The sequence below is a fragment of the Pseudomonas sp. PMCC200344 genome, assembly GCF_030053095.1.
GTDB classification, from domain to species: Bacteria; Pseudomonadota; Gammaproteobacteria; order Pseudomonadales; family Pseudomonadaceae; genus Aquipseudomonas; species Aquipseudomonas svalbardensis.
In genome coordinates this window covers 2,801,390-2,827,774 of the sequence record NZ_CP125618.1, presented here as the reverse complement: position 1 = coordinate 2,827,774, position 26,385 = coordinate 2,801,390, and the positions used below count along the sequence as shown (strand labels likewise).

At 57.3% G+C, this 26,385-nt stretch carries 23 protein-coding genes and 4 pseudogenes; 6 read left to right on the top strand and 21 right to left on the bottom strand.

Annotation, left to right across the window (positions count from 1 at the left end; all coding sequences use genetic code 11):
* Positions 1-119 precede the first annotated feature (119 nt).
* The gene (locus QFW87_RS12775) at positions 120-740 is read left to right on the top strand and encodes a tyrosine-type recombinase/integrase (protein WP_283184400.1); all 621 of its coding nucleotides are present in this window, start codon (positions 120-122) and stop codon (positions 738-740) included.
* A 205-nt stretch (positions 741-945) separates the two neighbouring features.
* Here QFW87_RS12775 and QFW87_RS12770 read toward each other — a convergent pair.
* Positions 946-1,114, bottom strand: a pseudogene (locus QFW87_RS12770) (DUF2986 domain-containing protein).
* A gap of 105 nt (positions 1,115-1,219) precedes the next feature.
* On the opposite strand from QFW87_RS12770, the pseudogene QFW87_RS12765 reads away from it, so the two are divergent.
* Positions 1,220-1,423, top strand: a pseudogene (locus QFW87_RS12765) (hypothetical protein); the annotation flags it as partial.
* 61 nt (positions 1,424-1,484) lie between these two features.
* Here QFW87_RS12765 and arsJ read toward each other — a convergent pair.
* The 11 genes from arsJ to QFW87_RS12710 all read right to left on the bottom strand — a co-directional run bounded on the left by arsJ (position 1,485) and on the right by QFW87_RS12710 (position 10,113).
* A complete protein-coding gene (gene arsJ / locus QFW87_RS12760) occupies positions 1,485-2,705 on the bottom strand; it encodes an organoarsenical effux MFS transporter ArsJ (RefSeq protein WP_283184399.1) in 1,221 nt (406 codons plus the stop codon).
* A gap of 9 nt (positions 2,706-2,714) precedes the next feature.
* Positions 2,715-3,719: an ArsJ-associated glyceraldehyde-3-phosphate dehydrogenase gene (locus tag QFW87_RS12755; protein ID WP_283184398.1), complete on the bottom strand. Its 1,005-nt coding sequence runs from the start codon at positions 3,717-3,719 to the stop codon at positions 2,715-2,717.
* Positions 3,720-3,742: 23 nt separating this feature from the next.
* Complete coding sequence (locus tag QFW87_RS12750; RefSeq protein ID WP_283184397.1) at positions 3,743-4,255, bottom strand: tyrosine-protein phosphatase; 513 nt, start codon at positions 4,253-4,255, stop codon at positions 3,743-3,745.
* Positions 4,256-4,267: 12 nt separating this feature from the next.
* Positions 4,268-4,984 carry an arsenical resistance protein ArsH gene (gene arsH / locus QFW87_RS12745; protein ID WP_283184396.1) on the bottom strand — a complete coding sequence of 239 codons (717 nt, stop codon included), beginning with the start codon at positions 4,982-4,984 and terminating at the stop codon, positions 4,268-4,270.
* Positions 4,977-6,050, bottom strand: a complete 1,074-nt coding sequence (gene arsB, locus QFW87_RS12740; protein ID WP_283184395.1) for an ACR3 family arsenite efflux transporter — start codon at positions 6,048-6,050, stop codon at positions 4,977-4,979. Before arsB ends, arsH begins: the two co-directional genes overlap by 8 nt.
* Positions 6,051-6,067: 17 nt before the next feature.
* A complete protein-coding gene (locus tag QFW87_RS12735; protein WP_283184394.1) occupies positions 6,068-6,538 on the bottom strand; it encodes an arsenate reductase ArsC in 471 nt (156 codons plus the stop codon).
* 27 nt (positions 6,539-6,565) lie between these two features.
* Complete coding sequence (locus tag QFW87_RS12730) at positions 6,566-6,937, bottom strand: metalloregulator ArsR/SmtB family transcription factor (RefSeq protein ID WP_010455862.1); 372 nt, start codon at positions 6,935-6,937, stop codon at positions 6,566-6,568.
* Positions 6,938-6,946: 9 nt separating this feature from the next.
* On the bottom strand, positions 6,947-7,360 hold the full coding sequence (locus QFW87_RS12725) for an arsenate reductase ArsC (RefSeq protein ID WP_283184393.1): 414 nt from the start codon (positions 7,358-7,360) through the stop codon (positions 6,947-6,949).
* Positions 7,361-7,681: 321 nt separating this feature from the next.
* The gene (locus QFW87_RS12720; RefSeq protein WP_283190668.1) at positions 7,682-9,037 is read right to left on the bottom strand and encodes an NAD(P)-binding domain-containing protein; all 1,356 of its coding nucleotides are present in this window, start codon (positions 9,035-9,037) and stop codon (positions 7,682-7,684) included.
* Between the two features lie 11 nt (positions 9,038-9,048).
* On the bottom strand, positions 9,049-9,552 hold the full coding sequence (locus QFW87_RS12715) for an arsinothricin resistance N-acetyltransferase ArsN1 family A (protein WP_283190667.1): 504 nt from the start codon (positions 9,550-9,552) through the stop codon (positions 9,049-9,051).
* A gap of 63 nt (positions 9,553-9,615) precedes the next feature.
* Positions 9,616-10,113 carry a MarR family transcriptional regulator gene (locus tag QFW87_RS12710; RefSeq protein WP_283184390.1) on the bottom strand — a complete coding sequence of 166 codons (498 nt, stop codon included), beginning with the start codon at positions 10,111-10,113 and terminating at the stop codon, positions 9,616-9,618.
* Positions 10,114-10,234: 121 nt separating this feature from the next.
* Here QFW87_RS12710 and QFW87_RS12705 point away from each other — a divergent pair, with 121 nt between their 5' ends.
* The gene (locus QFW87_RS12705) at positions 10,235-11,452 is read left to right on the top strand and encodes an MFS transporter (RefSeq protein ID WP_283190666.1); all 1,218 of its coding nucleotides are present in this window, start codon (positions 10,235-10,237) and stop codon (positions 11,450-11,452) included.
* Between the two features lie 53 nt (positions 11,453-11,505).
* On the opposite strand, the gene QFW87_RS12700 is transcribed toward QFW87_RS12705, so the two are convergent.
* The 4 genes and pseudogenes from QFW87_RS12700 to QFW87_RS12685 all read right to left on the bottom strand — a co-directional run bounded on the left by QFW87_RS12700 (position 11,506) and on the right by QFW87_RS12685 (position 13,608).
* The gene (locus QFW87_RS12700; RefSeq protein ID WP_283190665.1) at positions 11,506-12,576 is read right to left on the bottom strand and encodes an NAD(P)/FAD-dependent oxidoreductase; all 1,071 of its coding nucleotides are present in this window, start codon (positions 12,574-12,576) and stop codon (positions 11,506-11,508) included.
* A gap of 38 nt (positions 12,577-12,614) precedes the next feature.
* Positions 12,615-12,965, bottom strand: coding sequence for a metalloregulator ArsR/SmtB family transcription factor (locus QFW87_RS12695; protein ID WP_283184387.1), 351 nt, complete (start codon positions 12,963-12,965; stop codon positions 12,615-12,617).
* Between the two features lie 236 nt (positions 12,966-13,201).
* A pseudogene (locus QFW87_RS12690) lies at positions 13,202-13,427 on the bottom strand (type II toxin-antitoxin system RelE/ParE family toxin).
* Positions 13,417-13,608, bottom strand: a complete 192-nt coding sequence (locus QFW87_RS12685) for an antitoxin (RefSeq protein ID WP_283190664.1) — start codon at positions 13,606-13,608, stop codon at positions 13,417-13,419. Before QFW87_RS12685 ends, QFW87_RS12690 begins: the two are co-directional and overlap by 11 nt.
* 647 nt (positions 13,609-14,255) lie before the next feature.
* On the opposite strand from QFW87_RS12685, the gene QFW87_RS12680 reads away from it, so the two are divergent.
* Positions 14,256-14,546 (top strand): DUF6124 family protein, encoded by a 291-nt coding sequence (locus QFW87_RS12680; protein WP_283190663.1) that lies wholly within the window; start codon positions 14,256-14,258, stop codon positions 14,544-14,546.
* 77 nt (positions 14,547-14,623) lie between these two features.
* On the opposite strand, the gene QFW87_RS12675 is transcribed toward QFW87_RS12680, so the two are convergent.
* Complete coding sequence (locus QFW87_RS12675; RefSeq protein ID WP_283190662.1) at positions 14,624-14,818, bottom strand: hypothetical protein; 195 nt, start codon at positions 14,816-14,818, stop codon at positions 14,624-14,626.
* Positions 14,819-14,991: 173 nt separating this feature from the next.
* On the opposite strand from QFW87_RS12675, the pseudogene QFW87_RS12670 reads away from it, so the two are divergent.
* Both QFW87_RS12670 and QFW87_RS12665 read left to right on the top strand, forming a co-directional pair.
* Positions 14,992-16,185: pseudogene (locus QFW87_RS12670) on the top strand (autotransporter outer membrane beta-barrel domain-containing protein); the annotation flags it as partial.
* A gap of 324 nt (positions 16,186-16,509) precedes the next feature.
* Positions 16,510-17,583: an autotransporter outer membrane beta-barrel domain-containing protein gene (locus QFW87_RS12665; RefSeq protein ID WP_283190661.1), complete on the top strand. Its 1,074-nt coding sequence runs from the start codon at positions 16,510-16,512 to the stop codon at positions 17,581-17,583.
* Between the two features lie 133 nt (positions 17,584-17,716).
* Here QFW87_RS12665 and glgB read toward each other — a convergent pair whose 3' ends face one another.
* The 4 genes from glgB to QFW87_RS12645 form a co-directional block, all read right to left on the bottom strand.
* Complete coding sequence (gene glgB, locus QFW87_RS12660; RefSeq protein WP_283190660.1) at positions 17,717-19,948, bottom strand: 1,4-alpha-glucan branching protein GlgB; 2,232 nt, start codon at positions 19,946-19,948, stop codon at positions 17,717-17,719.
* A 2-nt stretch (positions 19,949-19,950) separates the two neighbouring features.
* Positions 19,951-23,292: a maltose alpha-D-glucosyltransferase gene (gene treS / locus QFW87_RS12655; protein ID WP_283190659.1), complete on the bottom strand. Its 3,342-nt coding sequence runs from the start codon at positions 23,290-23,292 to the stop codon at positions 19,951-19,953.
* A 178-nt stretch (positions 23,293-23,470) separates the two neighbouring features.
* Positions 23,471-25,468 carry an alpha-1,4-glucan--maltose-1-phosphate maltosyltransferase gene (locus QFW87_RS12650; protein WP_283190658.1) on the bottom strand — a complete coding sequence of 666 codons (1,998 nt, stop codon included), beginning with the start codon at positions 25,466-25,468 and terminating at the stop codon, positions 23,471-23,473.
* Between the two features lie 402 nt (positions 25,469-25,870).
* A complete protein-coding gene (locus QFW87_RS12645; RefSeq protein ID WP_283184378.1) occupies positions 25,871-26,377 on the bottom strand; it encodes an MgtC/SapB family protein in 507 nt (168 codons plus the stop codon).
* Between the last annotated feature and the right edge of the window lie 8 nt (positions 26,378-26,385).

Here is a 26,385-nt window from a genome sequence, read left to right as displayed (position 1 = left end):
TGGTCGCTAAAATCCTTAGCCACCCTGCAACTTAGCGAATGTCTGCATAGGGTCGAATAGCGACCACCACTCGTTGTGACTGATCCACCCTTGTCCTCCCTCAACGTGGAGGACGAGCCATGAACATTATTGCAAAATACAGCCATCAGCCTTGGAACAAGGGAAAGCTTGTCGGGCAGAAAGCCCCCCTCCGAGTCAGAGATATCTGGGCCATCCGGGTCAGACTCCAGCTCGCGGAGAAGACACGTGATTTAGCACTCTTCAACTTGGCCATCGACAGCAAGCTACGTGCCTGTGACTTAACCAAGCTGCGAGTCCGAGACATCGCCCATGGGGAGCATGTTTCCTCACGGGCCATCGTGATGCAGCAGAAAACTCAGCACCCCGTGCAATTTGAAATCACTGAGCAAACCCGAACGGTTTTGGAGGCGTGGATGCATCAGGCGCACCTCCGCAGCGAGGACTTCTTGTTTCCGACCCGATTGCACGCTTCAGACCATCTTTCCACCAGGCAGTACGCTCGAATAGTCAAAGCGTGGGTGACAGCCATTGGTCTTGACCCAACCATGTACGGTACTCACACACTACGGCGAACCAAGGCATCGCTGATCTATCGCAGGACGAAGAACCTGAGAGCGGTCCAGCTTCTGCTTGGTCATACGAAGCTTGAAAGCACCATCAGATACCTGGGAATCGAGGTAGATGATGCCCTGGAAATGGCGGAACAAACGGAAGTCTGACCATCCATAGTGACGGTCGATGCTTGACCGTCGCTATCCGGCCAAAAGCAGGCAGTCGAATGTACCGAGGGAATCTGGTTCGATTCAGAGCCGCGAAGGGGTTTCGGCATAAATGAATTGTTAGGCCGCGTCCTCGCGGTACGTGCCATCGGATTGAATAGCCCAATCAAATTTGTAAATTCCGGTGGTGCTTAAGCTACATAGATCAGCTCTCTGAGGAAATGATTGAGTCGTGACTGGATTCAGCAGCCAGCTTCAATCGGTCAGCTTTACTAATGTATTTAGACTTGCTTGGCGGCCCCCGGTGCCAATTTGGCACTAGCCTTTTTGGCGTGAGCCTTTAATAACTGATTTATTTTTTTACGACGATTCATGTTTTTCTACGAGGTTTGTAAGTTCTTGAATGATATCGGCTTAAATATTGGGCCAGATCCCGGTGAATGCTCACTTAGGGCGGTCAGCGGTCAGTTCCGTTGGACATGCACTCTAGTCCTTCATTCAGACGGAGGACGAACCATGACCGTAACCAAGATTCGAGCCGGGCGCCCTGGAACAAAGGAAAGCTCGTGGGGCAAAAAGCGCCACTCCGGCTCAGGGATACCTGGGCGACTCGAGTGAAGCTTGAGCTAGCATACAAAACCCGGGGCGTGGCTGTGTGTAATCTAGCAATCGACAGCAAACTCTTGACCGCTATGAGTCGTGGATTTCCATCAGTCATGACGGGCCGAAATCGGCCAAAAGCAGTCATTCACTAAACGCGTGACGAGGCAATGCAATCGAAATCAAAGCTGCGAACAGCACGAATGCACTCGATATCCATAAGCACGCCCCCAGCCCATACACTTGATAAACCCAGCCGGAAAGCACCGTGCCTATCAACCGTCCCATAGCGTTCGACATGTAATAAAACCCCACATCCAGCGATACGCCGTCTTCCTTGGCGTAGGACACAATCAGGTAGCTGTGCAGCGAGGAGTTCACCGCAAACAGCGCACCAAAGACCATCAATCCGCCTAAGAGCCCCCCCTGTTGCGACAACCCGGTGTTCAGTCCCAAAGCAATTGCTGCGGGCAGGCCTGCCAGAGCAAGCGCCCACAGAAGCGCAGCGCGGCCGTCAGGAACATGCCCCCGTTTCTTGCCGGTGATTCGCGGCGCGAACGATTGCACGATGCCGTAGCCGATCACCCAGGCTGCGAGGAATCCACCGACCTTCCAGAAATCCCAGCCGAACACGCTGCTCAGGTAGACCGGCAAGGCCACCACAAACCAGACATCGCGGGCACCGAACAGAAACATCCGCGCCGCTGAGAGGATATTGATCGCCCGGCTCTTGGATAGGATGTCGCGAAATTTGGGCTTGGCTTTCGCTTTGCCCAGGTCCTTCTTCAACAAGAGCAAGCTGCTGATCCAGATCAGCCCCAGGACACCCGCCATGGCCAGCAACGCGCCCTTGAAGCCGATGAAGGCCAGCAAGGCTCCACCAAGAAAGAAGCCGACGCCCTTGAGTGCGTTCTTCGAGCCGGTGAGGATCGCCACCCACTGGTAGAGCTTGCCCTGCTGCCCATCAGGAACCAGAAGCTTGATGGAGCTTTTGGCACTCATCTTGTTCAGGTCTTTGGCAATCCCCGACAGCGCCTGAGCGCCCATCACCCACGGGATGGTTAGCCAGGCTACCGGTACCGTCAGCATCAACAGCGCCGCGACCTGGATGCCCAACCCAATGTTCATGGTTCGGTTCAGGCCCAGCCGGGCGCCGAGGTAGCCACCCACCAGGTTGGTGATCACACCAAAGAGTTCGTAGAACAGAAACAACGCCGCGATTTGCAGTGGGCTGTAGCCCAACGCGTGAAAGTGCAGCACCACCAACATGCGCAGAGCGCCATCGGTGAGGGTGAAGGCCCAGTAATTGCCCGTCACGAGCAGGTACTGCCGCACTTCCGGAGCGAGGGCAGACAACGCTTTCATGACCGCTCCTCAGACTGCCAGACCAACCATTTTGGCCAGTTCGACGGTGCGGTTGGCATAGCCCCACTCGTTGTCGTACCAAGCGTAAAGTTTGACCTGGGTGCCATTGATAACCATGGTCGACAGCGCATCGATGATCGACGAACGCGGGTCGGTACGGTAGTCGATGGACACCAGCGGACGCTCCTCGAAACCGAGGATGTCTTTTAGCTCGTTCTCGGAAGCGTCCTTGAGAAGTTGATTCACCTCCTCGACAGTGGTGGCACGCTCGACCTCGAAGACACAATCGGTCAGCGAAGCGTTGGCCAGCGGTACGCGTACCGCGTGACCATTCAGACGCCCACGCAGCTCTGGGAAGATTTCGGCAATTGCAGTGGCCGAGCCGGTACTGGTCGGAATCAGGCTCATGCCCGAAGCACGCGCCCGCCGCAGATCCTTGTGCGGCTGATCGAGGATGCTTTGGGTATTGGTCAGGTCGTGGATGGTGGTGATCGAACCGTGACGAATACCCAGTTTTTCGTGGATGACTTTCACCACGGGCGCCAGGCAGTTGGTGGTGCACGACGCAGCGGTGACGATGCGATGTTCCGCCGGTTTGAACAGCTGATGGTTGACGCCCATGACGACGTTCAACGCGCCTTTTTCCTTCACCGGAGCGCAGACCACCACACGCTTAACGCCCTGATCCAGATAGGCCTGCAACACCTCCACGGTTTTCATCTTGCCGCTGGCTTCGATCACCAGATCGCAGCCCGACCAATCGGTGTCGGCAATCGCCTTGTTGGCGGTGACCTTGATGCGCTTGCCGCCAATCACCACATGATCGCCCTCTGCGCTGGCTTCGTTGTGCCAACGACCATGCACAGAGTCGAAGTTGATCAGGTGTGCATGGGTTACTGCATCGCCTGCCGGATCATTGATCTGCACGAACTCGAACTCTGGCCAGCTCCAGGCCGCTCGCAGAGCGAGGCGACCGATCCGACCAAAACCATTGATGCCAACTTTGATAGTCATGTTGTTGTGCTCCGTATCTGTTGTCAGTGGGAGTTCGACTGGGTGTCGAACTGGCCGATGTATTCGATATGGGCAGGATGTTGAATGGCACGCGGACGCAACGACTGAACATCGCGGATGGCAACGCTGAATGGCACACCGCTCTCGATCAACAGTTGAGCGGCGACCAAACCGGTACGGCCCGAACCGCCCTTGCAATGGACGGCAATGGTTTTTCCTTCGGCCAACAGTTGCTTGAGTCGCGGATGGTGCTGTTCCCACGCGGCTTTAAATGCTTCGCCAGGAGCCTGGTCGTCTTCTACTGGCAGGTGAAACCACTCGATGCCAAGCATTTGGCACTCTTCGGGCAGTACGTCGATCTCGTTCTGAAGCAACTCCTCAGTCGGCATCAGCGTCAGCAGCGCCGATGCCCCCGCGTCCTTAAGGGTTTGTAACGCCTCGAAAGGCTTGGTGCCCTTCGTGCCTGGGCACGGGGTGAAGATCAACTGGCCTTTGAACTGTGCCAGGGGCAGTACGGAATATGGGTGTTGTTGCACGTTGAAAAATCCTCAGATGGAGCGCTGATTGACACGTTTCATGAGTTCTTCCGCTGACTCTTTGCGCTCGGAATAACGATCAACCAGATAGCCCTGGCGGTCACGAAGCAGCAGAGTGAATTTCACCAACTCTTCCATCACATCAACGACACGGTCGTAGAACGGAGAAGGTTTCATCCGGCCGTTGTCGTCGAATTCCATATAGGCCTTCGGTACGGAGGATTGGTTGGGGATGGTGAACATGCGCATCCAACGTCCCAGCACACGCAGCTGATTGACCACGTTGAACGACTGCGAGCCGCCGCACACCTGCATGACGGCTAGGGTTTTGCCCTGGGTTGGGCGTACCGCGCCCATCGCCAGCGGGACCCAGTCGATCTGCGCTTTGAAGACCGCGCTCATGGAACCGTGACGTTCTGGAGAGCACCAGACCTGCCCCTCGGACCACAGCATCAGCTCGCGCAGTTCCTGAACCCGAGGATGATTATCGGGGGCGTCATCTGGCAGCGGCAAACCTGACGGATTGAAAACCCGCGCCTCGGCGCCGAAGTGCTCCAGCAGTCGAGCGGCTTCCTCTACCAACAGGCGGCTGAAGGAGCGCTCACGGGTCGACCCGTACAGCAGCAAAATGCGCGGCTTGTGGATGGAGGTCTTTTCGATACCGAGTTTGTCAGCCGATGGGAGATCAACCAGTTCGGTATCGAGTTGGGGGATATCGTCATCAAACATAGTCTTTGTCCTGCGCAATGGCGCTCTTGGATTCATCGAACCAACGGCGTTTCAACCAGAGAGCAACACCGACCAGAGAAATCAGTACCGGCACTTCCACCAGCGGACCAATCACCGTGGCGAAGGCGACCGGGGAAGCCAGGCCGAAGGTGGCAATGGCCACGGCAATCGCCAGTTCGAAGTTGTTGCTCGCGGCTGTGAAAGCCAGTGCAGTGGTGCGTGGATAATCAGCCTTGAGCAGCTTGCCCATCCAGAAGCTGATGAAGAACATCACCACGAAGTAGATCGTCAGGGGGATCGCAATGCGCAACACATCCAGCGGCAATTGCAGCACTACGTCACCCTTGAGGCTGAACATGGCCACGATGGTCAACAGCAGTGCCACCAGCGTCAGCGGGCTGATCTTCGGAATGAAGCGTTCCTGGAACCAAGCTTCGCCTTTACGGGCGATGAGGATCCTGCGGGTCAGGAAGCCTGCCAGGAACGGCACACCCAGGTAGATCAGGACCGACTCGGCAATGCTGACAAAGCTGGTCTCAATCACACTGCCTTCCAGCCCGAACAGCGGCGGCAACAACCCAAGGAAGACCCAGGCATACACACTGAAAAACAGGATCTGGAAGATGCTGTTGAACGCCACCAACCCGGCGACGTACTGATTGTTGCCACCCGCGATCTGGTTCCAGACCAGCACCATCGCGATGCAACGAGCCAGACCGATCAGGATCAGTCCGGTCATGTATTCCGGCTGGTCCCGCAGGAAGATGATCGCCAGCGCGAACATCAACACCGGTCCTATCACCCAGTTCTGGACCAAAGACAAAACGAGGATGCGCTTGTCCTTGAAGACCTCCGGCAGTTCCTCATAACGAACCTTGGCCAGAGGCGGATACATCATCACGATCAAGCCGATAGCGATGGGGATGTTGGTTGTGCCCACAGAAAGACTGTTGAGCCACTGCGGCCAGCCTTCGAACAGGCTCCCCAAACCGATGCCCAAGGCCATGGCAAGAAAAATCCACAGGGTCAGGTATCGGTCCAGGAAAGAAAGGCGGCTTTTACTCATGATCCTTGCTCCGGTAGTTACAGCGTGCCAATCAGGGCCAGCTCTGCCTTGAGCTGTTCGGCACTCAGCTGGGCAAGCGGTATAGCCAGGAAGGCTTCAATACGGGTTTTGATCTGCTCCAAAGTGGCTTCAAAAGCCGCCTCGATCTCTTCTTGAGTTCCGTGGTATTCCGAGGGGTCGGCCAGCCCCCAGTGGGCCTTGGTGGCCGGCCCGAAAAATACCGGACAGGCCTCACCGGCAGCCTTGTCGCACACCGTGATGACGAAATCAGGTGCCAAGTTCACGTGGACATCGCTGGACTTACTGAACAGCCCGAGCGTCGACACACCAGCGTTTTCCAGAGTCTTGAGACTCAGCGGATGCACTTCGCCTTTGGGCTGACTGCCCGCGCTGTAGGCTTTCATGCCTTCCGGTGCCAAGTGATTGAAGACCGCTTCACAGAGGATGCTGCGACAGCTATTGGCAGTGCAGAGGAACAGGATTTTCATCGAGTGATCTCGTGGTCGAAGGCGGAATCAGGCGATTTTGCTTTCACAGCACACGGCTGCCCGTTCAGGACGGTCACCCATTTCATCAAGGCGTTTGGCATCAGGGCTCAACCAGTGCTTGTTGCTTTCCAGCACGGTGGTCAGCACTTGATGAACCCAATCAGGGAGATTCGGGTGCAGTCGGTAATACACCCATTGGCCTTGCCGACGGTCCGACAATAGGCCGCAAGTACGCAGTTGCGCCAGGTGCCTGGAGATTTTTGGCTGACTCTCGTTCAACGCGCAGGTCAACTCGCAAACACAAAGCTCTCCTTCACGGGTGATGAGCATCATCGTGCGGACCCGAGTGTCGTCAGCCAGGCATTTGAAAACAGTGGTCGGTGTCAGATGGTCAGCCATATCGTTTTCTCAGTGTTTGTTTTTGACCAAGACGAACATCTTGATGCGCTCATGAATTTCGTGAAGGGTGTGACGGAAGGCATCGGGTTTGGTGCTGGTGACCGGGTCCTCAAAACTCCAGGCCAATGCTTCACCGGCTCCAGGTAAAGACAGGCATTCCGCTGCGGCTTTATCACACAAGGTGATGACGTAATCGAAACGCTCATCACGGAACTCGTCTATCGACTTGCTACGTAATCCTTCGGTGCTCACACCGATGTGTGATAGCGCCTCGAAGGTGCGCGGATCTACCTGAGTCGGAGTTGTGCCGGCGCTAAACGCCTCGAAATGCTCCGAATCGGTATGCCTCAGCAACGCTTGGGCCAACTGGGAGCGCGCAGCGTTGGCAGTACAGACGAACAGGACACGGGCTTTGCTGGTCATTGTGAAGCCTCAGCTCATATGCGGTTTAACGAATATATGTTTTTCCGCATGCAAGGTAAAGAGCAAACGACCCATTAATCCATCAAAACGATTGGACTCCTCCCAGCACCTTCAATGAAAACTGTGTATTAAGACGCTAGCCAGCCTTCCGTGTCTCTTCAAATATCTGCGGTGGTGTATATATGGTTTCTGTAATGAATCTGTCACTCACGCAGAAATAGGTCGCTCCTTGGTTCAAGGACTACCTGGACGTGCAAAAGAAAATAAGAAGGTCGCCCCTAACCCGCCCCGGTCATCGAGGGCGGGTTCGGTTGCTGCGCACTAGGCTTTGCAACAACCCGGCGAGGTACGAGGCGCGGCCTCAAGGATTGTCTCTCCGGTGCCACAACAAGACGTCTGACTTGCCGAAGCCTTCAAGCGATCATCGACTTCATCGAAATCCGAGTTGCAAATGCCCGTTTCCGGGAGGATCAGCTCAACCCTTTTGGCCGCATCCCAATCACCCGCCAGCGCCGCGACGACAGAGCGAACTTGCTCATACCCAGTCATCAACAAGAACGTAGGCGCCCGACCATAGCTCTTCATCCCAACAATGAACAAACCTTCCTCAGGATGCGCAAGTTCTATCGCGCCATGAGGTCTGACCGTACCGCAGCTGTGCTCGTTGGGATCGATCATTGGAGCGAGCAACACTGCGCTTTGAGTTGCGGGATCAAGTGCGATACGCAACTCGGCGAGCAGGCTCATATCAGGTCGGAATCCAGTCGCCACAATGATTTGGTCCACAGGTGGAAGTATCTGGTCTCCCGCCTTCACAACCAACCCTTGGCCATTGCCTACAACCTGATCGATAGCGACGTTTTTGAACAGCCCGATCACGCCGTCATTCAGCAATTGGCGAATCTTCAGGCCGAGCTTTCCGCGCTCTTCCAATTGATCATTCGCACCACCACCCAGAATGCGCTCAAGAGAATTACCCCGGATCGCCCATAGCACTTTGGTTTGCGGTGCCTCCTGAATCAGACGCACCAGATCCTGTAGGGCGTTAAACGCGGAGTGACCACCACCCACCACCAGCACTCTTTTGTTGGCATAGCGATTCCGCGCACGACCCAGCACCTCCGGAATGCCGTACGCAATGTGCGCTGCATGCTCGATCTCGCCCAATGCAGGGATGCCATGGGCGCCCATCCAGTTTGGTGTCAGGTAGGTGCCCGAGGCATCAATGACAGCACTGGCCCGCACATCCTGTTCACCCGTTGGCCCTGCGACACGCAGCAAAAAAGGAGCTGCCGATCTGCCCTGGGTCTTCATCACATCCTGACCGACGCGAGTGGCTGCCAGAACACGGGTATTGAGTTGCAAGTGACGCTTGATCTGTTCGAGGTCCGCGAGAGGTCGAACAAACCGGTCCAGCAGTTCACGACCCGTTGGATACTCGTTCTCCGGTGGTGGAGTCCAACCATCGGCCAGCAGAAGTTTGGCCGCCTCCTTGTCCACATTGAACTGCCACGAAGAGAACATCTTCACATGCGCCCATTCTTCAATGCTGGCCCCAGCTTTCGGCCCAGCTTCCAGAATCAGCGGAGTGATACCTCTGGCCAGCAGATGCGCTGCGGCGGCGAGGCCCACTGGACCTGCTCCAATGATGGCGACGGGAAGGTGAGTGTTATCCATGACCGACTCCTTCAGGTTGGCTGATTGTTCGGAAACAGGCGCTCGACAATTGCGCAGTCGAGCCAGCGTCCTTCCAGGCAGGCGTGTTTTTCATACACCCCCACCTGGCGGAAACCGCAGGCTTCGCACAAAGCGAGACTGGCGTGATTGAAGGTGAAAATGCGTGAAAGGACTTTCCAGAATCCGCGAACTTCGGCTTCTTCCAGCAGTGACTGTAGTAACTGCTTGCCGAGCCCCTGGCCGCGAACACTGCGATCCAGGTAAATGGAAAAATCCGCGATACCGTCGTAACAGGCGCGGGCGCGATAACTACTAAGTCCAGCCCAGCCAACAACCTGTTCCGCCGCATCGACCATGACCAACACTGGATAACGATCCATTGAGTTGATGCGATCAAGCATGTCTGCCGGGCTTCGAGGGGCAGTTTCAAACGTAGAGCTACGTTCCTCGATCCCCTGGTTGTAGATTGCTGCTATTGAAACGGTGTCCTTGGGTTCAGCTAAACGAACTCGCATTGTTGGAGCCCCATTACGTTGGTAGTAACAACATTATTGGCAAAAAAAGGAAAATTTGCCCTTTCAATCCTTGCTCTTCACGGCTGGGCAGCACTCACTCACGAGCCCGCAGCGAATCTCCGTGGCCCGCGTAATCTGCCTCAGCAAACTCAGCGCTCCCTGCCTGGCTTCAACTGACAGGTTCTCAATCATCGCTCGCTCCTCAGCAATCAGATCAGCTCTGATTTTCTCGTATAGCTCACGTCCAGCATCCGTTGCCTGAATTCGCACAGCACGCCGATCTTCATCATCCTCAACGCGGGACACATACCCTTTGCGTTCCAAGGTATCGATCACTCGACTCGCCGTACTCTTGTCCAAGAACATTTCTTCCGCCAAGACCTGAAGGCGCAATGCGCCCCTTTTGACCAGCGTTTCGACGGCATAGCACTGGGTTACAGACACGTCGTAACAGCAGATCCGATCTCGATCACGGAACTGATGGACGCGAACCAGCTGGTTCAACGCTTTGTACAAGTCCTCAGAATCCTGAGTCAGCTGATCGTTTTTACGCTTCGTCATAACCGTCACAAATTAGTTGTTAGCTGCAACAGTAATCCTGGAATCTCAGAATCGTCAACACTGATCTTCGGTTGACGGTAGCCAAAGGAAGGCGCTAGCTTGTTGTTACTGACAACTAAAAATGAGCGCGCCGGTCTTGACACTTCCAGAGCAGATTCATCCTCCGATCAGTCGCTCCAGGCTCGTATGGGCGATGGGTTTCACCCAGATTCTTGCTTGGGGTACGACCTATTACCTGCCGGCAGTGCTTGCGGCTCCAATAGCCAAAGAAACCGGGTGGTCCATTACCAGCGTAGTGGGCGGCCTGTCCTGGGGATTGCTGGTCGCCGGAGCTTCCTCGCCGGCAGTTGGTCGTCAGATTGATCGTCATGGCGGACGCTCTGTCCTAGCCGCCAGTTCACTGTTGCTGGCTCTCGGCATGCTACTGATGGGACTGGCGGACAACACTGCCATTTACTATCTCGCCTGGACCCTGATCGGCGTTGCCATGGCAGCGGGTTTATACGACGCAGCCTTCTCAACCCTAGGACGTCTTTTCGGAGAGGAAGCTCGAACGTCAATCACCGGGCTGACCTTGTTGGGTGGCTTCGCCAGCACCATAGGTTGGCCGGTGATAGCGGGACTGGAGAGTTGGATCGGCTGGAGAAACGCCTGCTTTACCATCGCCGCAGCTCATCTGCTAATCGGATTGCCCATTCATGCGCTGTTGATTCCTGGAAGCACAAAGCAACCGCCCCATCCCGTAATAGTAGAATCACCCAATGCATCCGAGCTTCGCCCTACGGCCACCAACCAGCTGTTCTTGTTGATTGCCGCCATGCTGACGGTTCTGGCGTTGGTCGTATCAGGTATCTCAGTACACCTGCTCAACGTCCTCAAGCAATTGGGAATCGCGACTGCCGTGGCCTTGGCCATCGGCATGGTGATTGGTCCTTCGCAAGTCCTGGCACGGGTGACTGAGTTTTCCATAGGCAGGAACCTCCATCCAACCTGGTCCGCACGAGCCGGTGTGTTGCTTTGTTTGATCGGGCTTGGACTGCTGATCTTAGGCCTGCCTTGGCTGGCCTTCGTGGCGATAGCACTTTACGGAGCCGGTAACGGCATCCTCACCATCGCTCGCGGTACTCTTCCATTGGCGCTGTTCGGGCCTCAAGGATATGGCGCACGAATGGGACTGCTCGCAAGGCCCGTCCTTGTCGCCCAAGCCTGCGGCCCTATCGCCGCCGCTTACGTTCTGGACAGCTTCGGAGCATCGGTACTGCTTAGCGTGATGTGCGGGTTTCTGTTGCTGTGCTTCATCGCCACTTGGCGTCTGCCAATTACGCAAAAAGGCAGGTAATTATGATGTTCCGGTAGACGCAGTGTTGAGCAGAAAAAAGTCGATACCCAGCATCAAGCGAACACTGGATACGATGCATTGTGAATGAAGCGCATCAAGCTAGGGATGATGTGAGAAGCATCTGGTCCAACGCCTCTAAGGGTTGCTGAAGCAAAGTTACGCTGCTTCGGTAATCCCACAAAATACAAACCCGGCACGTGCTCCGCCTTCCCGTTGCGTTGGGTCAGGCTTTCATTGCCCGCCACGTGCAGACCTGCCAAAAAACCAAGGTTCGGACGAAACCCGGTCGCGAAAACCAAACTGTCCACGTCAGTGTGCTGCCCATCAGCCCAGATCACGCCCGTTGACGTTACCTCCGTGAACATCGGCTTGCGCTCAAAAAGTCCCTGCTTCATGGCTCGACGATAGGTGCCATCATCCAGTACTGGGGTACTTTGATCATTCAGCCAACGAGTCTTCTCCATCCCTGTCCACTTGAGCCAAGCATGAAAATCCACACCGAGGATCTTTTGCGGAAAAAACCGAATCGATTCCCTTGTCGCCAATACGACGCTGCTGACTTGAGCCAACTCATGGGCAATTTGTACAGCTGAGTTGGCAGCACCTATGACCACTACTCGTTGATCACTGAATCCGTCGACATTTCGGTAATCAGCACCGTGTAAACGTTGCCCGCGAAAACTCCCCAGCCCCTGAATGTCAGGGATGAACGGCTGATTGAATCCGCCAGTGCAAACGATCAATGCTTTTGAGCAGAAACGCTGACCATCAGATGCCTGAAGCAAAAATAGTCCGTCCTCCCTACGCACTTTCTGGACTCGTATGTTCTGCCGAATGGGTAGCTGGAAAGCGTCCGCGTACTGCTCCAAATAACGTACAACTTCATCGCGTAGCGGATAATGCTTGGCTTCAGCTGGAAAGGGCATCCCAGGTAACGATGAGTAAGCAGCAGGGGAAAAAAGTCTCAGGCTGTCGTAGTAATTGCGCCAGTTTCCACCTGACTGGCTCTCGGCTTCCAGGATGAGAAAACTGAGATTCTGCTGCCGCAGATGCCAACCGCACGCAAGCCCAGCTTGGCCCGCACCAATAACGATGACATCCTTGGGCTCATTAATTATGTTCATGTATGCGCACTCATGCATATATAGAGATAATAAAAAAACTACTCTGGCATACCAGGGCAGCAAAACGGGGCCAGACTCTTCATTTGTTGGAGAATGGCTTCGAGCCGTGTCACCACTGCCGGCCCATCCACCTCGTAGAACATCTGCCTGCTGACCTTGGTAGCGCGGACAATGCCGGCCTCTAATAGCACTTGCAGATGACGGGACACCACTGAACGCTCTTGAGGTAGCCCTTCGGCAATCTCACCGATATCTGCTCGCCCCAGTTGCATGACTCGCTTGAGCACAGCTACCCGCGACGGCTCGCATAGAGCTTTGAAGAAGGCTCCATCGAGAGAGTCGATTGCGGCATCAATTGCACGGGAACGTGTAGAGGTTCGGTTTGTCATGCGGATGACTATATGTGCATATCCATGCACGCGTCAATTGTCCGAATGAACGTCAACAGCAGATATCAATAGCGCCTGATCAATGCCTACAAGCTCCAGAATGATGAATTCGACCGTCAGCTTTGGGTCGTTCTCTGCCGGTTATATCCACGAAGCGTGCTGGTCAAATCCGATGCAAATGACTGGTCGAGTCAGGGGTATTCCTGCCTGTCATGCAAAACGGTCACGATCTCGATTCAATCCGTCACCCGGTAGACCACCCAGTAATTGGGATGCACAACAATTTCCCGCGTACCGGGTACACGACCAAATCGATAAAGGTAGGGATGTTGCGGAAGGGCTGAGGTAGCAGCCTCAATGGCTTGGTACAGCTCGCTCGCCGCTACAAGGTGACGTTCGCCAATACAATCAATGATTTGCCACAGTGCAGCCCGCGCTTCCGCGCCGCCACTCAACCAGCATCGCGCTTAGTGCGCTTGGCTTCGAGAAGGGATCGCACATCAGCCATTACCTGATCGTGCGGGACATTCGGGCGTTGATCATCGAGCGACGCCTGCACTTTGGCACGGAACCAACGGTCGTAGCTGGCGGCCTGCTCTTCGGTTTCAAACTTTGAAACGATGGGGGAAAGTTCGGCGCTCATAGTGACCTCCGGGATCAATACCTAGCAGTCTAATCGGTAGGTGGCTCACTGCCGTGGGTGTCAAGATGAAGTGCACCCTGCCAAGCGCCACGCGGCCTCATTTCTCTACCTGATGGGCGCAACCACACTAAACCTCTCGCTTGCGACAGCCAACCCCTAAAAAATGTCGGACGCCTCCTCAATTTTTTGAACGCTTTCACGCGTTTAACGTACGCGTTTAAGGACACCCGCTGTTACGTCCTAACGGCTACAACGCCTTGCGTCGTTGCCTACGCGTGCGCCAGAATCCGCTGGCTTGTGCGGCTGTGGGGCGGGCTATATCGTTTCCCTGTCACTGAAAAACAGTGATCGGGTTTGGTAGCCCGTTTTGAAAACATCCGCATGGCGACATCTTATGCAGTCTCTTTTTGAGACTCGGCTTTATATGGTGGTCATGCGTGGGGCTCCTTGTGAGCGCCGGGTTTCCCGTTTTCGACCGGTCTACCAACCCACGTATGGCCGCCACCCTTCGTTTGGTAGCGAGGGTGATGGCTCCTCAATCTCAATATTGAAAATGGGAGCTTCATCTATGTTCAAAGTTACGCCCAACCCCCCCGAATACCGGTCCGGTACCCTACGACGTCTTTCGTGATCTTGACCCCAAGAAAATGAAAGAGGCGGCCGACCGCGCACTCAGCTTTTACCTCAACCCCGGGGCGTCAAAAACGCAGATACCGCCCCGCAAGCCCAGCACTATTTTCACCATCGACGCAGCGGTGGATGACGAAACGTTGCTCGTCGAGGCCTGCGAATCGTTGGCATCCGCCAGCGCCATGGTCAACGATCTCACCGACTTGACGGACGGCCCACGACGCCAAACGATGCTGGTGCTGCAACGGGTCATCATGTTGGGTGAGTTAGCGGTCAATCGAGTACTGGATAACCACAAGCCTGGGTAGTCGCCAGGCGGATAGCGAGGGCGCTTGCGCCCTCACTGTTTAGCAGCATTCAAAGGTCGCAACCGCGACGCGCTTCCTTATTGTTTTTTTGCGGTAATGCTACCGACGTAAAACCGCAGATGTTGGCGCGCGGCGCTCTCTGGGCTCAGGCCACGCAGCTCTGTTGACCGCTGCTTTCCATTCGGTAAAAACACCGTCAACGTATCGCCCTGCACCCAGTAAGGGGCGGCGTACTGCGTACCTTCATGCTCGATTGTGACTTCGTCTTCCATCTACAACACCTTGTCCTTTCTATGGAGTGATTGCTGCCCGATAACGATCCTCGATCGAGCCGCGAAATCCTCTCCTTAAACCCGATTAAAAGCCAGCGTCTGCGCCCAGCGCCATCATCAGGGCTCTCAACCTGGAGCTCCCACAATGGCCGACGCACTCAGCTTCACCCTCAAATGCGGGTGCCTTCGATTACTACCTGTTCAAGGGTGGCGTTACCGCGGACAGCGAAAACAGTTGGTATTTGCGCTCTGCCGTTGTGGCCCCCGCGACCGTCACCCTCCCAAACCTGGATCCGGCCTTGCCACCGATTGTCGTCCCGGTCGTCACAACGCCGGTGGCCGCACTCGCTCCCGCCGGCAGTCCACCGCTCCCGGCTTTACCGGCAGCCGTACCGGGCGCGTCACCGATTCCGCTGTACCGCCCCGAGGTCCCGACCTGGTCGGTACTGCCAACCGCTGCCGCGCAACTGACCCTGAATGCACTCGGCACTTTCCATGATCGCCAAGGCGATCAGCACCTGCTCAACGAAACCGGGGCCTTTGGCGCTGGCTGGGGCCGGGTCTACGGCAAGAACGTCGATCAGACCTGGGCCGGCACCGTAACGCCAAGGCTCGACGGTTCGCTCAGCGGTTTCCAGGTGGGTAATGATGTGTACAGCTCACAGACTTCCAATGGACAGGCCCAGCGCACTGTTTTTTTTGTCGGGCATACGCGTTTGCAGGGCGATGTCGACGGTTTCAACCAAGGCTTCGAAGACAAGCGCGCGGGCAAAATAGAACTTGAAGGCGACAGTTATGGCGTGTACTGGACGTTGACTGATCCCAAGGGCTGGTACGTCGACACCGTCATCATGGGCACCCGGCTCGACGGTGACAGCCACTCCGAACGCGGCCTCAAACTGGATAACCGAGGCCACGCCTTGACTGTTTCGGCGGAAACCGGCTATCCGATTCAAGTGACGGGCAACTGGGTGGTTGAACCCCAGGCGCAGGTCATCCATCAAAAAGTCTCGCTGGACAGCCAGGACGACGGCATTTCCCACGTCTCATTCGACTCCGACGGTGCCTGGACCGGTCGCCTCGGCGCTCGACTCAAAGGCCGCTACCAAGTCAGTGGACGACCACTGGAACCTTACATACGAGCCAATCTGTGGCACACCCTTTCCGGTACCGACTCGGTAACCTTCGACGGCGCGGACCGGATCGATACCGAGCAAAAATCATCATCGGCCGACCTCGGTGTCGGCGTTGTGCTTAGCCTCGCGAAAACCGTGGGCGTGTATGGCGGAGTCGACTACACCAGCAATATCGACAGTAATCAGCTTCGCGGAACGGCCGCAAATGTCGGTGTCAGGGTGAGTTGGTAGACCGGTAGCCCACTATCAAAAACGCTCTGGAACGCGGATTCTTTGACGATTTTTCGAACAAACAAGAACTTAGATGTGTGGCGTAAATCAGTCACTTGCGAGTCCTAAAATACACATACCATTTATCGGCCACTTTCTTGACGCGATGTCAACGGTCTTCTTAGCTACACGTTACTACCCCCGGAAATACACCAGGGGCAACCCCCAGACTCCCGCAAAATCGGGCGGCCAGAGGCTTGCCCCACTACATTCGGTCGCCCCTCATTCGGGGTAGGAGAGAGACGCCAGAGCGAGATACCGCATGCGATTGCAAGGTAGACCTCCATGAAAAATTCATTCACCCAACAAGAGATCAAAGTCACTTTTTGCACTGTCTCGAGTTCACTCCTTCTGTGCTCGTCCATGGAAGTACAGGCAGGGCCGGCAGAGGATGCAACCACGCCTTGGTACCGTCAGGATGTTCCGGTCATGACCTTACCCGTCGTCACTTTCACCGCCCCCTACTCCGGCCGCTTCAGCGCCGCCTCCGATACACGTAGTTCACGTCTGACCATCGAGGACGCTGCGCCTTCGGCCTGGGATCAGGTGTATGGACAGGCCTCGCGGCAGGCGCAAACCGATGTTCTGGCTCAGGGATTTGCTGTCCCTGGCAGTAGCGAATTCAAAGGTCCGGCGATCCTGACTCTGCAAAGCGGTAGCGGTCATACCCAGCGGGTCGGACTGGTCGGCGGCATGACTCAGTTACAAGGCAACAGCAACGGGCTGCTGACCGGCCGCGCCCTTGCTGACCCCAGCCACGACACCCTCAACCTCGAAGGCCAAAGCCTCGGAGCTTACTGGAGTTTGACCGGGCCACAAGGCTGGCACGTGGACTTGACGGCCAGCGGCGGCCGGCTCAACGGCTATACCCGCAATGACCAGGGCGCCCGACTGGCGACCGAGGGCAGCGCGGTGACACTGTCGGTGGAAGGTGGTTTCCCCATTGGTCTGAGCGATAACTGGGTGGTCGAACCCCAGGCGCAGTTGATCAATCAACGCATTACCCTGGACACCCCGTATGCCGGGTCAGGCAATGCCTCATCCAGCGACCTGACGTCCTGGAGCGGCCGGGTCGGTGCACGGTTGAAAGGTAGTTACGACATCAACGGCCTGGGAGTTGAACCCTATGTGCGAACCAACGTGTGGCACACGGTGTACACCGGCAATACCGTGAACCTCGATCAGGTTGAGAAGATCAGCAGCAGCCGCTATTCATCGACTGTCGAAGTGGGTTTGGGCTTGGTGGCCAGAGTGACACCCGCCGTGAGTTTTTACGTCAGCGCCGATTACAGCAGTGATGTGGATGACAATGATTTGAATGGGTTGATCGGGAGTTTGGGTGTGCGGATGCGGTGGTGAAATCAGGCTTAAAGAAATGTTTTGTCAGGGCTGACCCCATCGCGAGCAGGCTCGCTCCCACAGTGGATTGATGTCGTACACAAAACCACTGTGGGAGCGAGCCTGCTCGCGAAAGGAGCGACTCGGTGTTAGATCAACCCTCCGGACGCAGCATCAACACCGCCAGCGGCGGCAGGTTCAATACCAACGAGAGTTCCTGCCCATGGCTCGGCTCATCCTCGGTAAACGCCCCGCCGCTGTTGCCATAGTTCGAACCGGCGTAAGTGGCCGCATCGCTGTTGATCACCTCGGTCCAACGCCCGGCAAACGGTACGCCGACGCGATAACCCTCACGCGGCACCGGCGTGAAGTTAGCCACCACCAACACCGGCCGCCCATCCCTGCTCCAGCGCATGAAGGCGTAGACGCTGTTGATTGCATCATCACCAATCAACCACTGGAAGCCTTGCGGCGCGTCGTCCTGATCATGCAGCGCCGGCTCTTCGCGATACAGCCGATTGAGATCGCCGACGAGTTTCTGCACACCTTTGTGCTCCGAGTACTGCAGCAAGTACCAGTCGAGTTGCTGGTCGTGGTTCCACTCACGCCACTGACCAAACTCGCAACCCATGAACAACAGCTTCTTGCCCGGATGCGCCCACATGAAACTGAGGTAGGCGCGCAGGTTGGCGAATTTCTGCCAGCGGTCGCCGGGCATCTTGTCTATCAACGAGTGCTTGCCGTGTACCACCTCGTCGTGGGAGATCGGCAGGATAAAGCGCTCGGACCAGGCATACACCAGGCCGAAACTCAGTTCGTTGTGGTGATGGGCGCGGTACACCGGGTCCTGCTGGATGTAGTGCAGCGAATCGTGCATCCAGCCCATGTTCCACTTGTAGTCGAAGCCCAGTCCGCCCTGTTGCGTGCCCTGGCTGACACCCGGCCAGGCGGTGGACTCTTCGGCAATCACCAGCGCGCCAGGGGCTTCGAGGTCGACCACGTCATTGAGATGGCGCAGGAAGTCGATGGCTTCGAGGTTCTCCCGACCGCCGTGGCGGTTTGGCACCCATTCGCCGGCCTTGCGCGAGTAATCGCGATACAGCATCGAAGCCACGGCATCGACGCGCAGACCGTCGACGTGGAAATGCTTCAGCCAGTGCAGCGCCGAGGCCAGCATGTAGCCGTGCACTTCGGTGCGACCCAGGTTGTAGATCAGCGTGTCCCAGTCCTGATGGAAGCCTTCCTGCGGGTTGCCGTATTCGTACAGCGCGGTGCCATCGAATTGCGCCAGGCCGTGGGTATCGGTCGGAAAATGTGCCGGCACCCAGTCGAGAATCACGCCGATGTCGGCCTGGTGGCAGGCATTGACGAACGCGGCGAAATCATCCGGCGTACCGTAGCGGGCGCTCGGGGCGAACTGCGACAGCAGCTGATAGCCCCAGGAACCGCCGAACGGATGTTCCATGATCGGCATCAGCTCGATGTGGGTAAAACCCAGATCCTTCACGTAAGGAATCAGCCGCTCGGCCAACTCATGCCAGGTGTACTGGCGGGCGACCTCGCCCAGATCATCCAGCTCACATTGCCACGAGCCAGCATGCAATTCGTAGATCGACAGCGGCGCACTCACCCGATGACGGTCACCCCGCGATTGCATCCACTCCTGATCCTGCCACTCGATGTTCAGCAGCGAAGCGACTTTTGACGCGGTGTCCGGCGGCAGCGAGGTGGCCAGCGCCATCGGATCGGCCTTGAGCGGCAGAATGCCGTGGGTACCGAGGATTTCGTACTTGTACGTTTCCCCCGCTTGCATGCGCGGGACGAAGATTTCCCAAACGCCGGTCGGATGACGCAGGCGCATCGGGTGCCGGCGACCGTCCCAGTTGTTGAAGTCACCCACCACCGACACCCTTTTGGCGTTCGGCGCCCACACGGCGAAACGCACGCCATCGACACCGTCGACCGTCTTCAACTGCGCGCCCAGGCAAGCGCTGAGATCGCGGTGATTGCCTTCGGCGAACAGGTACAAGTCCATCTCGCCGAGCAACGGGCCAAAGCTGTAAGGGTCCTCGGAAACCTGTTCGCCGCCGGCCCACCGGGTTCGCAGCAAATACGGCTGCGCCCGATCGAAGTGCCCGACGAACAAGCCCGGCGTCTGGGTGGCCTCAAGGTTGCCGAGTTCCTCCCCGGAATCCTTGGCCAGTACCTGCACGCTCAAGGCGTCCGGCAAATAGGCCCGAATGAATTGCCCGCCGGCACCATCGCCGTGGGGACCGAGAATTGCAAAGGGGTCCTGATGTTCGGCGCGTACCAGCGCGTCGATGTCCCGCGATCTGGGCAGCAACGCTTCTTTAGCGTGCCCCTGTTCCTTGTTCGAGAAACTCATGACTACTCTCCACCAAGATCGGAAAAGGGTTTAAGCCCACTCAATAACCCATACAAACCGTGCAACGGCACGGGCAACCAGGTGGGGCGATTTTCTGCCTCATAGGCCACTTCATACGCTGCCTTCTCCAGGCCGAACAACGCCAGCGCGGCGTCCTCGCCTTCCGGATCTTGCCATGCATGAGCAAGACTAGCTGCCGCCAGCCGATAAGCGTCGACAAATGCTTGTCTTGCTTCATTTAAATAGCGATCGGCGACACGTTGACGAGCGGCTTGGGCATCGGCCGTGTTATCGACGTTATGCACATTAATCGCCATCGCCGCAGCGTAGTCAAAAGAACGCAATACGCCACTGACATCTTTGTACGGGCTGTGTTTGCCCCGTCGCTCATGCAGCGGCCGCGCCGGTTCGCCTTCGAAGTCGATCAAGTAGGCGTCGCCCTTGATCACCAGCACCTGGCCCAAGTGCAAATCGCCGTGGACGCGAATCCGCAGACCACCAACGGCTTTTTTTCCCAGCTCCTGAACATGGCTGAGGATGGCTTTTTTGTTGTCCAGTAAACGAGTGACCAATGCGTTGTCTGCCGGGTTCAATTCGCTTTGATGCTGCTTGAGCAACTTCAGCGCGTACTCCAGTTGCGCCGCCACGTCCTTGGCCGAGGCCTGGGCATCTTTCTGGGTGGTGACCTGCGGGGCGAAGTCCGGGTTGTCGCTGGGCGCTGCCAGCAGCTGGTGCATTTCGCCCAGACGCTGGCCGAGCATGCCGGCGAAGTCTCTCAATTCACCCAAGGCGTTGTAGTGTTGCTCTTGCTCGGACATGGCGTCGGCCAGTTCGTCGCGCAGCGCCCGTTCGAGGTTGTTCTGGGTCCATTCCCAGGCGTCGCCCTGATTGCTCAAGTAGCCTTGGGCGATCATTAAAAGATTGTCCTCGCCCGACGGATCACGGCGAACCACCGAACCGAGCAGCGGCGAGATATTGCGGAAACCGGCGTGGGTCAGAAACGCGCTCATTTCCAGTTCCGGGTGCACGCCAGACGCGACCTTGCGGATCAGTTTCAGCACCAGGCTGTTGCCGATCACCACCGAACTGTTGGACTGCTCCGCGGACAGGTAACGCACTTCCGATTCCCCGCTCAGACCGAGTTTCGCCAGTTCCGCCGTCGGCTCGAAGCAGATCTCGCCCGCACTGGATGGCAATACGGTATTACGTTGAATGTCCTGCAATACTGCATGCACAAAGGTGTCGAGGCTGAAGGCGTCGGTGATCAAACCGACCTGACGCACGCGCCGGACTCGAGACAAGGCCAGTTGCTGAGGCAACGCGGCACCGACCTGATCTTCGGAGATAAAGCCGAACGGCAACTGATAGCGACTGGTCTGGCCGCCGCTGGTGACGTCGATTTCACTCAACAACACGGGGTGCAGCGGATCGCCGAAGCGCACGCCGTAAGCGATGTTGACCTGTTCAATGGCCGCGTCCTTGCCGGCAAACCAGCGGCGATTCTGCAGCCAGCTCGGCAAGATGCCCTGCTCCAGCGTGCCGCGGGACGGCGCTTCGAGCAGTTCTTCCATGCGTTTCTTCAGCACCAGCGTGGTGAAGTCCGGCAGGCTTTGCGCCGGTTCCACGTGCCAGCTCGGCATCTGGTTTTCCGCCGCGAGCACAAACCAATAGAAGCCGTAAGGCGCCAGGGTCAGCAGGAAATTCAACTGGCCGATCGGCGGGAAGGCGTTACCGCCGAGCATCTCTACCGGCACCATGCCGACGTAAGCCGACAGGTCCAGCTCCGCCGCTTGCGCGCTACGGGACACGTTGGCCACGCACAAGATGATTTCGTGCTTGCCGTCCGGTCCGGTGAATTCCCGGGTGTAGGCCAGGATCCGCCGGTTGCTCGGCGAGAGCATTTTCAGTGTGCCGCGACCGAAGGCCTTGGACTGCTTGCGCACGGCGAGCATGCGCCGGGTCCAGTTCAGCAGTGAATGCGGGTCGCCGGCCTGGGTTTCAACGTTGACCGACAGGTAACCGTATTGCGGGTCCATGATCGGTGGCAGCACCAGGCTGGCCGGGTCGGCACGGGAGAAACCGCCGTTACGGTCAATCGACCACTGCATCGGCGTCCGCACGCCGTCACGGTCGCCGAGGTAGATGTTGTCACCCATGCCGATTTCATCGCCGTAATACAGAGTCGGCGTGCCGGGCATCGACAGCAGCAGACTGTTGAGCAGTTCGACGCGGCGACGATCGCGCTCCATCAACGGCGCCAAGCGGCGGCGAATGCCCAGGTTGATCCGCGCCCGACGGTCGGCCGCGTAGTAATTCCAGAGGTAATCGCGCTCCTTGTCGGTGACCATTTCCAGGGTCAGCTCATCGTGGTTGCGCAGGAAAATCGCCCACTGACAGTTGGCCGGGATCTCCGGGGTCTGGCGCAGGATGTCGGTGATCGGGAAACGATCCTCCTGGGCCAGCGCCATGTACATGCGCGGCATCAGCGGGAAGTGGAACGCCATGTGGCATTCGTCGCCGTTCAGGCCTTTGGCGTCGGTGTCGCCGAAGTACAGTTGCGTGTCTTCCGGCCATTGGTTGGCCTCGGCCAGCAGCATGCGGTCCGGGTAATTGGCGTCGATTTCGGCACGGATTTGCTTGAGGACGTCATGGGTCTCGGGCAGGTTTTCGTTGTTGGTGCCGTCGCGTTCGATCAGGTACGGAATCGCGTCCAGGCGCAGGCCATCGATGCCCATGTCCAACCAGTAGCGCATCACCGACAGCACGGCTTTCATGACTTGCGGGTTATCGAAATTCAAGTCTGGCTGGTGGGAATAGAAGCGGTGCCAGAAGTACTGACCGGCCACCGGGTCCCAGGTCCAGTTGGACTTTTCGGTGTCGAGAAAGATGATACGAGTGCCGTCGTACTTTTGATCGTCATCGGACCAGACGTAAAAGTCCCGCGCCGCCGAACCGGGTTTGGCTTTGCGCGCACGCTGAAACCAGGCGTGCTGGTCAGAGGTGTGGTTGATGACCAGTTCGGTAATCACCCGCAGGCCACGTTTGTGGGCTTCCGAGATGAACCGCTTGGCGTCGGCCATGGTGCCGTAATCGGGATGCACGCCACGGTATTCGGCAATGTCGTAACCGTCGTCGCGCCGAGGCGAGGGATAGAACGGCAACAACCAAATGGTGTTGACGCCCAGATCGGCAATGTAATCGAGTTTGGCGATAAGACCGGGAAAGTCGCCGATTCCGTCATTGTTGGAATCGAAAAAAGACTTAACGTGAACTTGGTAAATGACCGCATCCTTGTACCAGAGCGGGTCCTTGATAAAGGTGGCAGCCTTGGGTTTCTTCGCCATTTGAAACTCCTGAAAAATTCTGGGAAAACAGTATCTGCCTGAAGAAATACGGTCAGTGTGGGAGCGGCGGTGCGACGATTCGACTTGCTCGCGAAGGGGCCATAACAGTCAGCATTGATGTCGCCTGACACACCGCTTTCGCGAGCAAGCCCGCTCCCACATTTGATCTTCGCCCGGCTCAGGAAATGCTGATCCGCCAGATCCCGAACGGTTGATTCGCCGGGTCTATCCGCATGAATTGGTACTTGCCGTGCCAGGTCCAGCGATGACCGCTCATCAAGTCTTCGCCCTGGGTGCTGGCGTCGTCGGGCAAGCCCATCTCCCACAGCGGCAACTCGAAATTCGCTTCCTGGACGTTAAGCGGATCAAGGCTGACCGCCACCAGAATGAAATTGCTGCCATCGGCGCTGCGTTTGCCGAAATACAAAATGTTGTCGTTCCAGGCGTTGTAGACCTTCAAGCCCAGATGCGTCTGCAGCGCCGGGTTCTGCCGGCGGATGCGGTTGAGCTGGGCGATCTCGGCAATGATGTTGCCCGACGCGTTGAAGTCCCGCGGGCGGATTTCGTACTTCTCGGAATTGAGGTACTCCTCCTTGCCCGGCACCGGTGCCGCTTCGCACAGTTCGAAGCCTGAATACATGCCCCACAGACCGGAGCCCATGGTCGCCAGCGCCGCGCGGATCAGAAATCCGGCACGCCCCGACTCATGCAAAAACGCCGGGTTGATGTCGGGTGTGTTGACGAAGAAGTTCGGCCGGAAGCATTCGCGCCACGGTGACTCATTGAGTTCGGTGAAATAGGTGGCCAGCTCGGACTTGTTGTTGCGCCAGGTGAAATAGGTGTAACTCTGGGAATAACCGACCTTGCCCAACCGCGCCATCATTGCCGGGGTGGTGAAGGCTTCGGCCAGGAAGATCACCTCGGGGTACAGCGCCCGCACATCAGCAATCAGCCACTGCCAGAACGGCAGCGGTTTGGTGTGAGGGTTGTCGACGCGAAACAGCTTTACGCCCTCCTCGACCCAACCCACCACGATGTCGCGCAACTCGACCCACAGACTGGGAATCGCATCGGCGGCATAAAAATCGACGTTGACGATGTCCTGGTATTTCTTCGGCGGGTTCTCGGCGTATTTGATCGTGCCGTCCGGCCGCCAGTTGAACCAACCCGGATGCTGCTGCAGCCACGGGTGATCCTGGGAACACTGAATTGCGAAGTCCAGGGCGATTTCCAGTCCATGGTCAGCGGCGGCTGCGACAAGGCGCCGGAAGTCTTCGCGAGTGCCCAGCTCCGAATGAATGGCTTCATGCCCGCCCTCTTCGCTGCCAATGGCATACGGACTGCCCGGATCGTCCGGCCCGGCGGTCAGGGAATTGTTCGGGCCTTTGCGGTAACTGCGGCCGATCGGGTGGATCGGCGGGAAGTACAGCACATCGAAGCCCATGTCCTGGATCATCGGCAGCCGCGCATGCACATCGTTGAAAGTGCCATGACGGGCCGGATCGTCAGTGATCGAACGCGGAAACAATTCATACCAACTGGCGAACTGCGCCAGGTCCCGCTCGACGTCGAGCGGGTACTCAGGGCTGATGCTCAAATAGGCACGATGATCGGCCTGCGTCATCAGCTCGGCGCTACGCTGGTGCAGAAACAACTCGACCTGCTCGATTTCGAGCAGACCCGACAATTCATGGTGCAGCGCCGCCAGTTGTTCACTCAGTTGCCCTTCGGTGCGTTCGGCGGCTTGCTGGACCAGCGTTCGCCCCTCCTGCAACTCCAGGCTGATCGGCACCCTGGCTGCGTGTTTTTTCTCCAGCTCATAACAGAAGCTGGCGAACTGATCGATCCAGGTTTCGATGCAAAACACATAACGGCCCTGGCGAGCGACCCGGAACTGGCCCTGCCAACCGTTATTGCCCAGGTCGGTCATGACTTCGCTTTGCCAGGTTTCCTCACCCTCGGCGTGCCAGCGCAATCGCACGGCCAACGTGTCGTGACCGTCGGCGAACACTTTGCTGGTCACCAACACGTCCTGACCCACCACGGCTTTGACGGCGAACTGCCCGCCATCGAGGGTCGGCATGGTGTTTTCGATGGCGATGCGCGGTAGCAGTAAAGCCTGGGACAGCGGCATATGAGGGTTGTAGTTCAGCTCTGTCGGTTTTTCAGCAGTCATCGAGCATCTCTCCTTTACGCCCCATGGACGCTCTTGTGTCTGTGGCTTGTAACAGGGTAGCCATCCCGCAGGATCGTCCGCCCCGGAATGAACTCACTTAGGTTCCGAGCGACAGGCGCCGGTAAAAGTTCACGAGGATTTGCCTGGGGCTTCGGTGGAATCAATTCCTTTACACAGTGGTCAACACACTTAAGCACGACTTACGCGATGTGCCACTGGAGGTTGAATTCATGAGCATTCCGATCCCTGCCGAAACGCCTGATCCAAACATCGACAGCCCGACCATTCCGCCGACCGAGCCTGAACCTGTGCCTGAGCAAGACCCGCCCGGCACCACACCGCCTCCCCGGGAAGACCCGCCGAGCACCATGCCGCCGGTGGTTGGCACACCCGATCATCAGTTCACGGATTTTGATCCTTGTCCTTGTCGATCATTCGCACAACGACGGGCATCACACTGAGAATCGCCAACGCCAGCAACGTGCTGAGCACCGCCGTCGCCTCTCGCCCCAACCCGGCCGAGACGCCAATGGCGGCGGTCATCCACAACCCGGCGGCGGTGGTCAGGCCTTTGACGTGCCCTTCGTCGCCCTCGGTGTTTTTAAGAATAGTCCCCGCGCAAAGAAAGCCGATCCCGGCGATCACGCCCTGCACCACCCGGCTCATGGCATCTGCCTGTGAGCCGGACATCTGCGGCACCAGCACAAACAGCGCGGCACCGAGCGCCACTAGCATGTGGGTGCGGACCCCGGCGGCCTTGCCTTTGTGCTCGCGTTCGAAGCCGAGAATTCCGCCCAACAACGCCGCCATCACCAAGCGCACAGTAATGCGCGTCAGTTGTGAAGCGTCGCCGATGTCGGCGAACTCCGCTTGCAGGGTCACCCAAACCTCATGCCACCAAGCGTTCATGGTGTTGT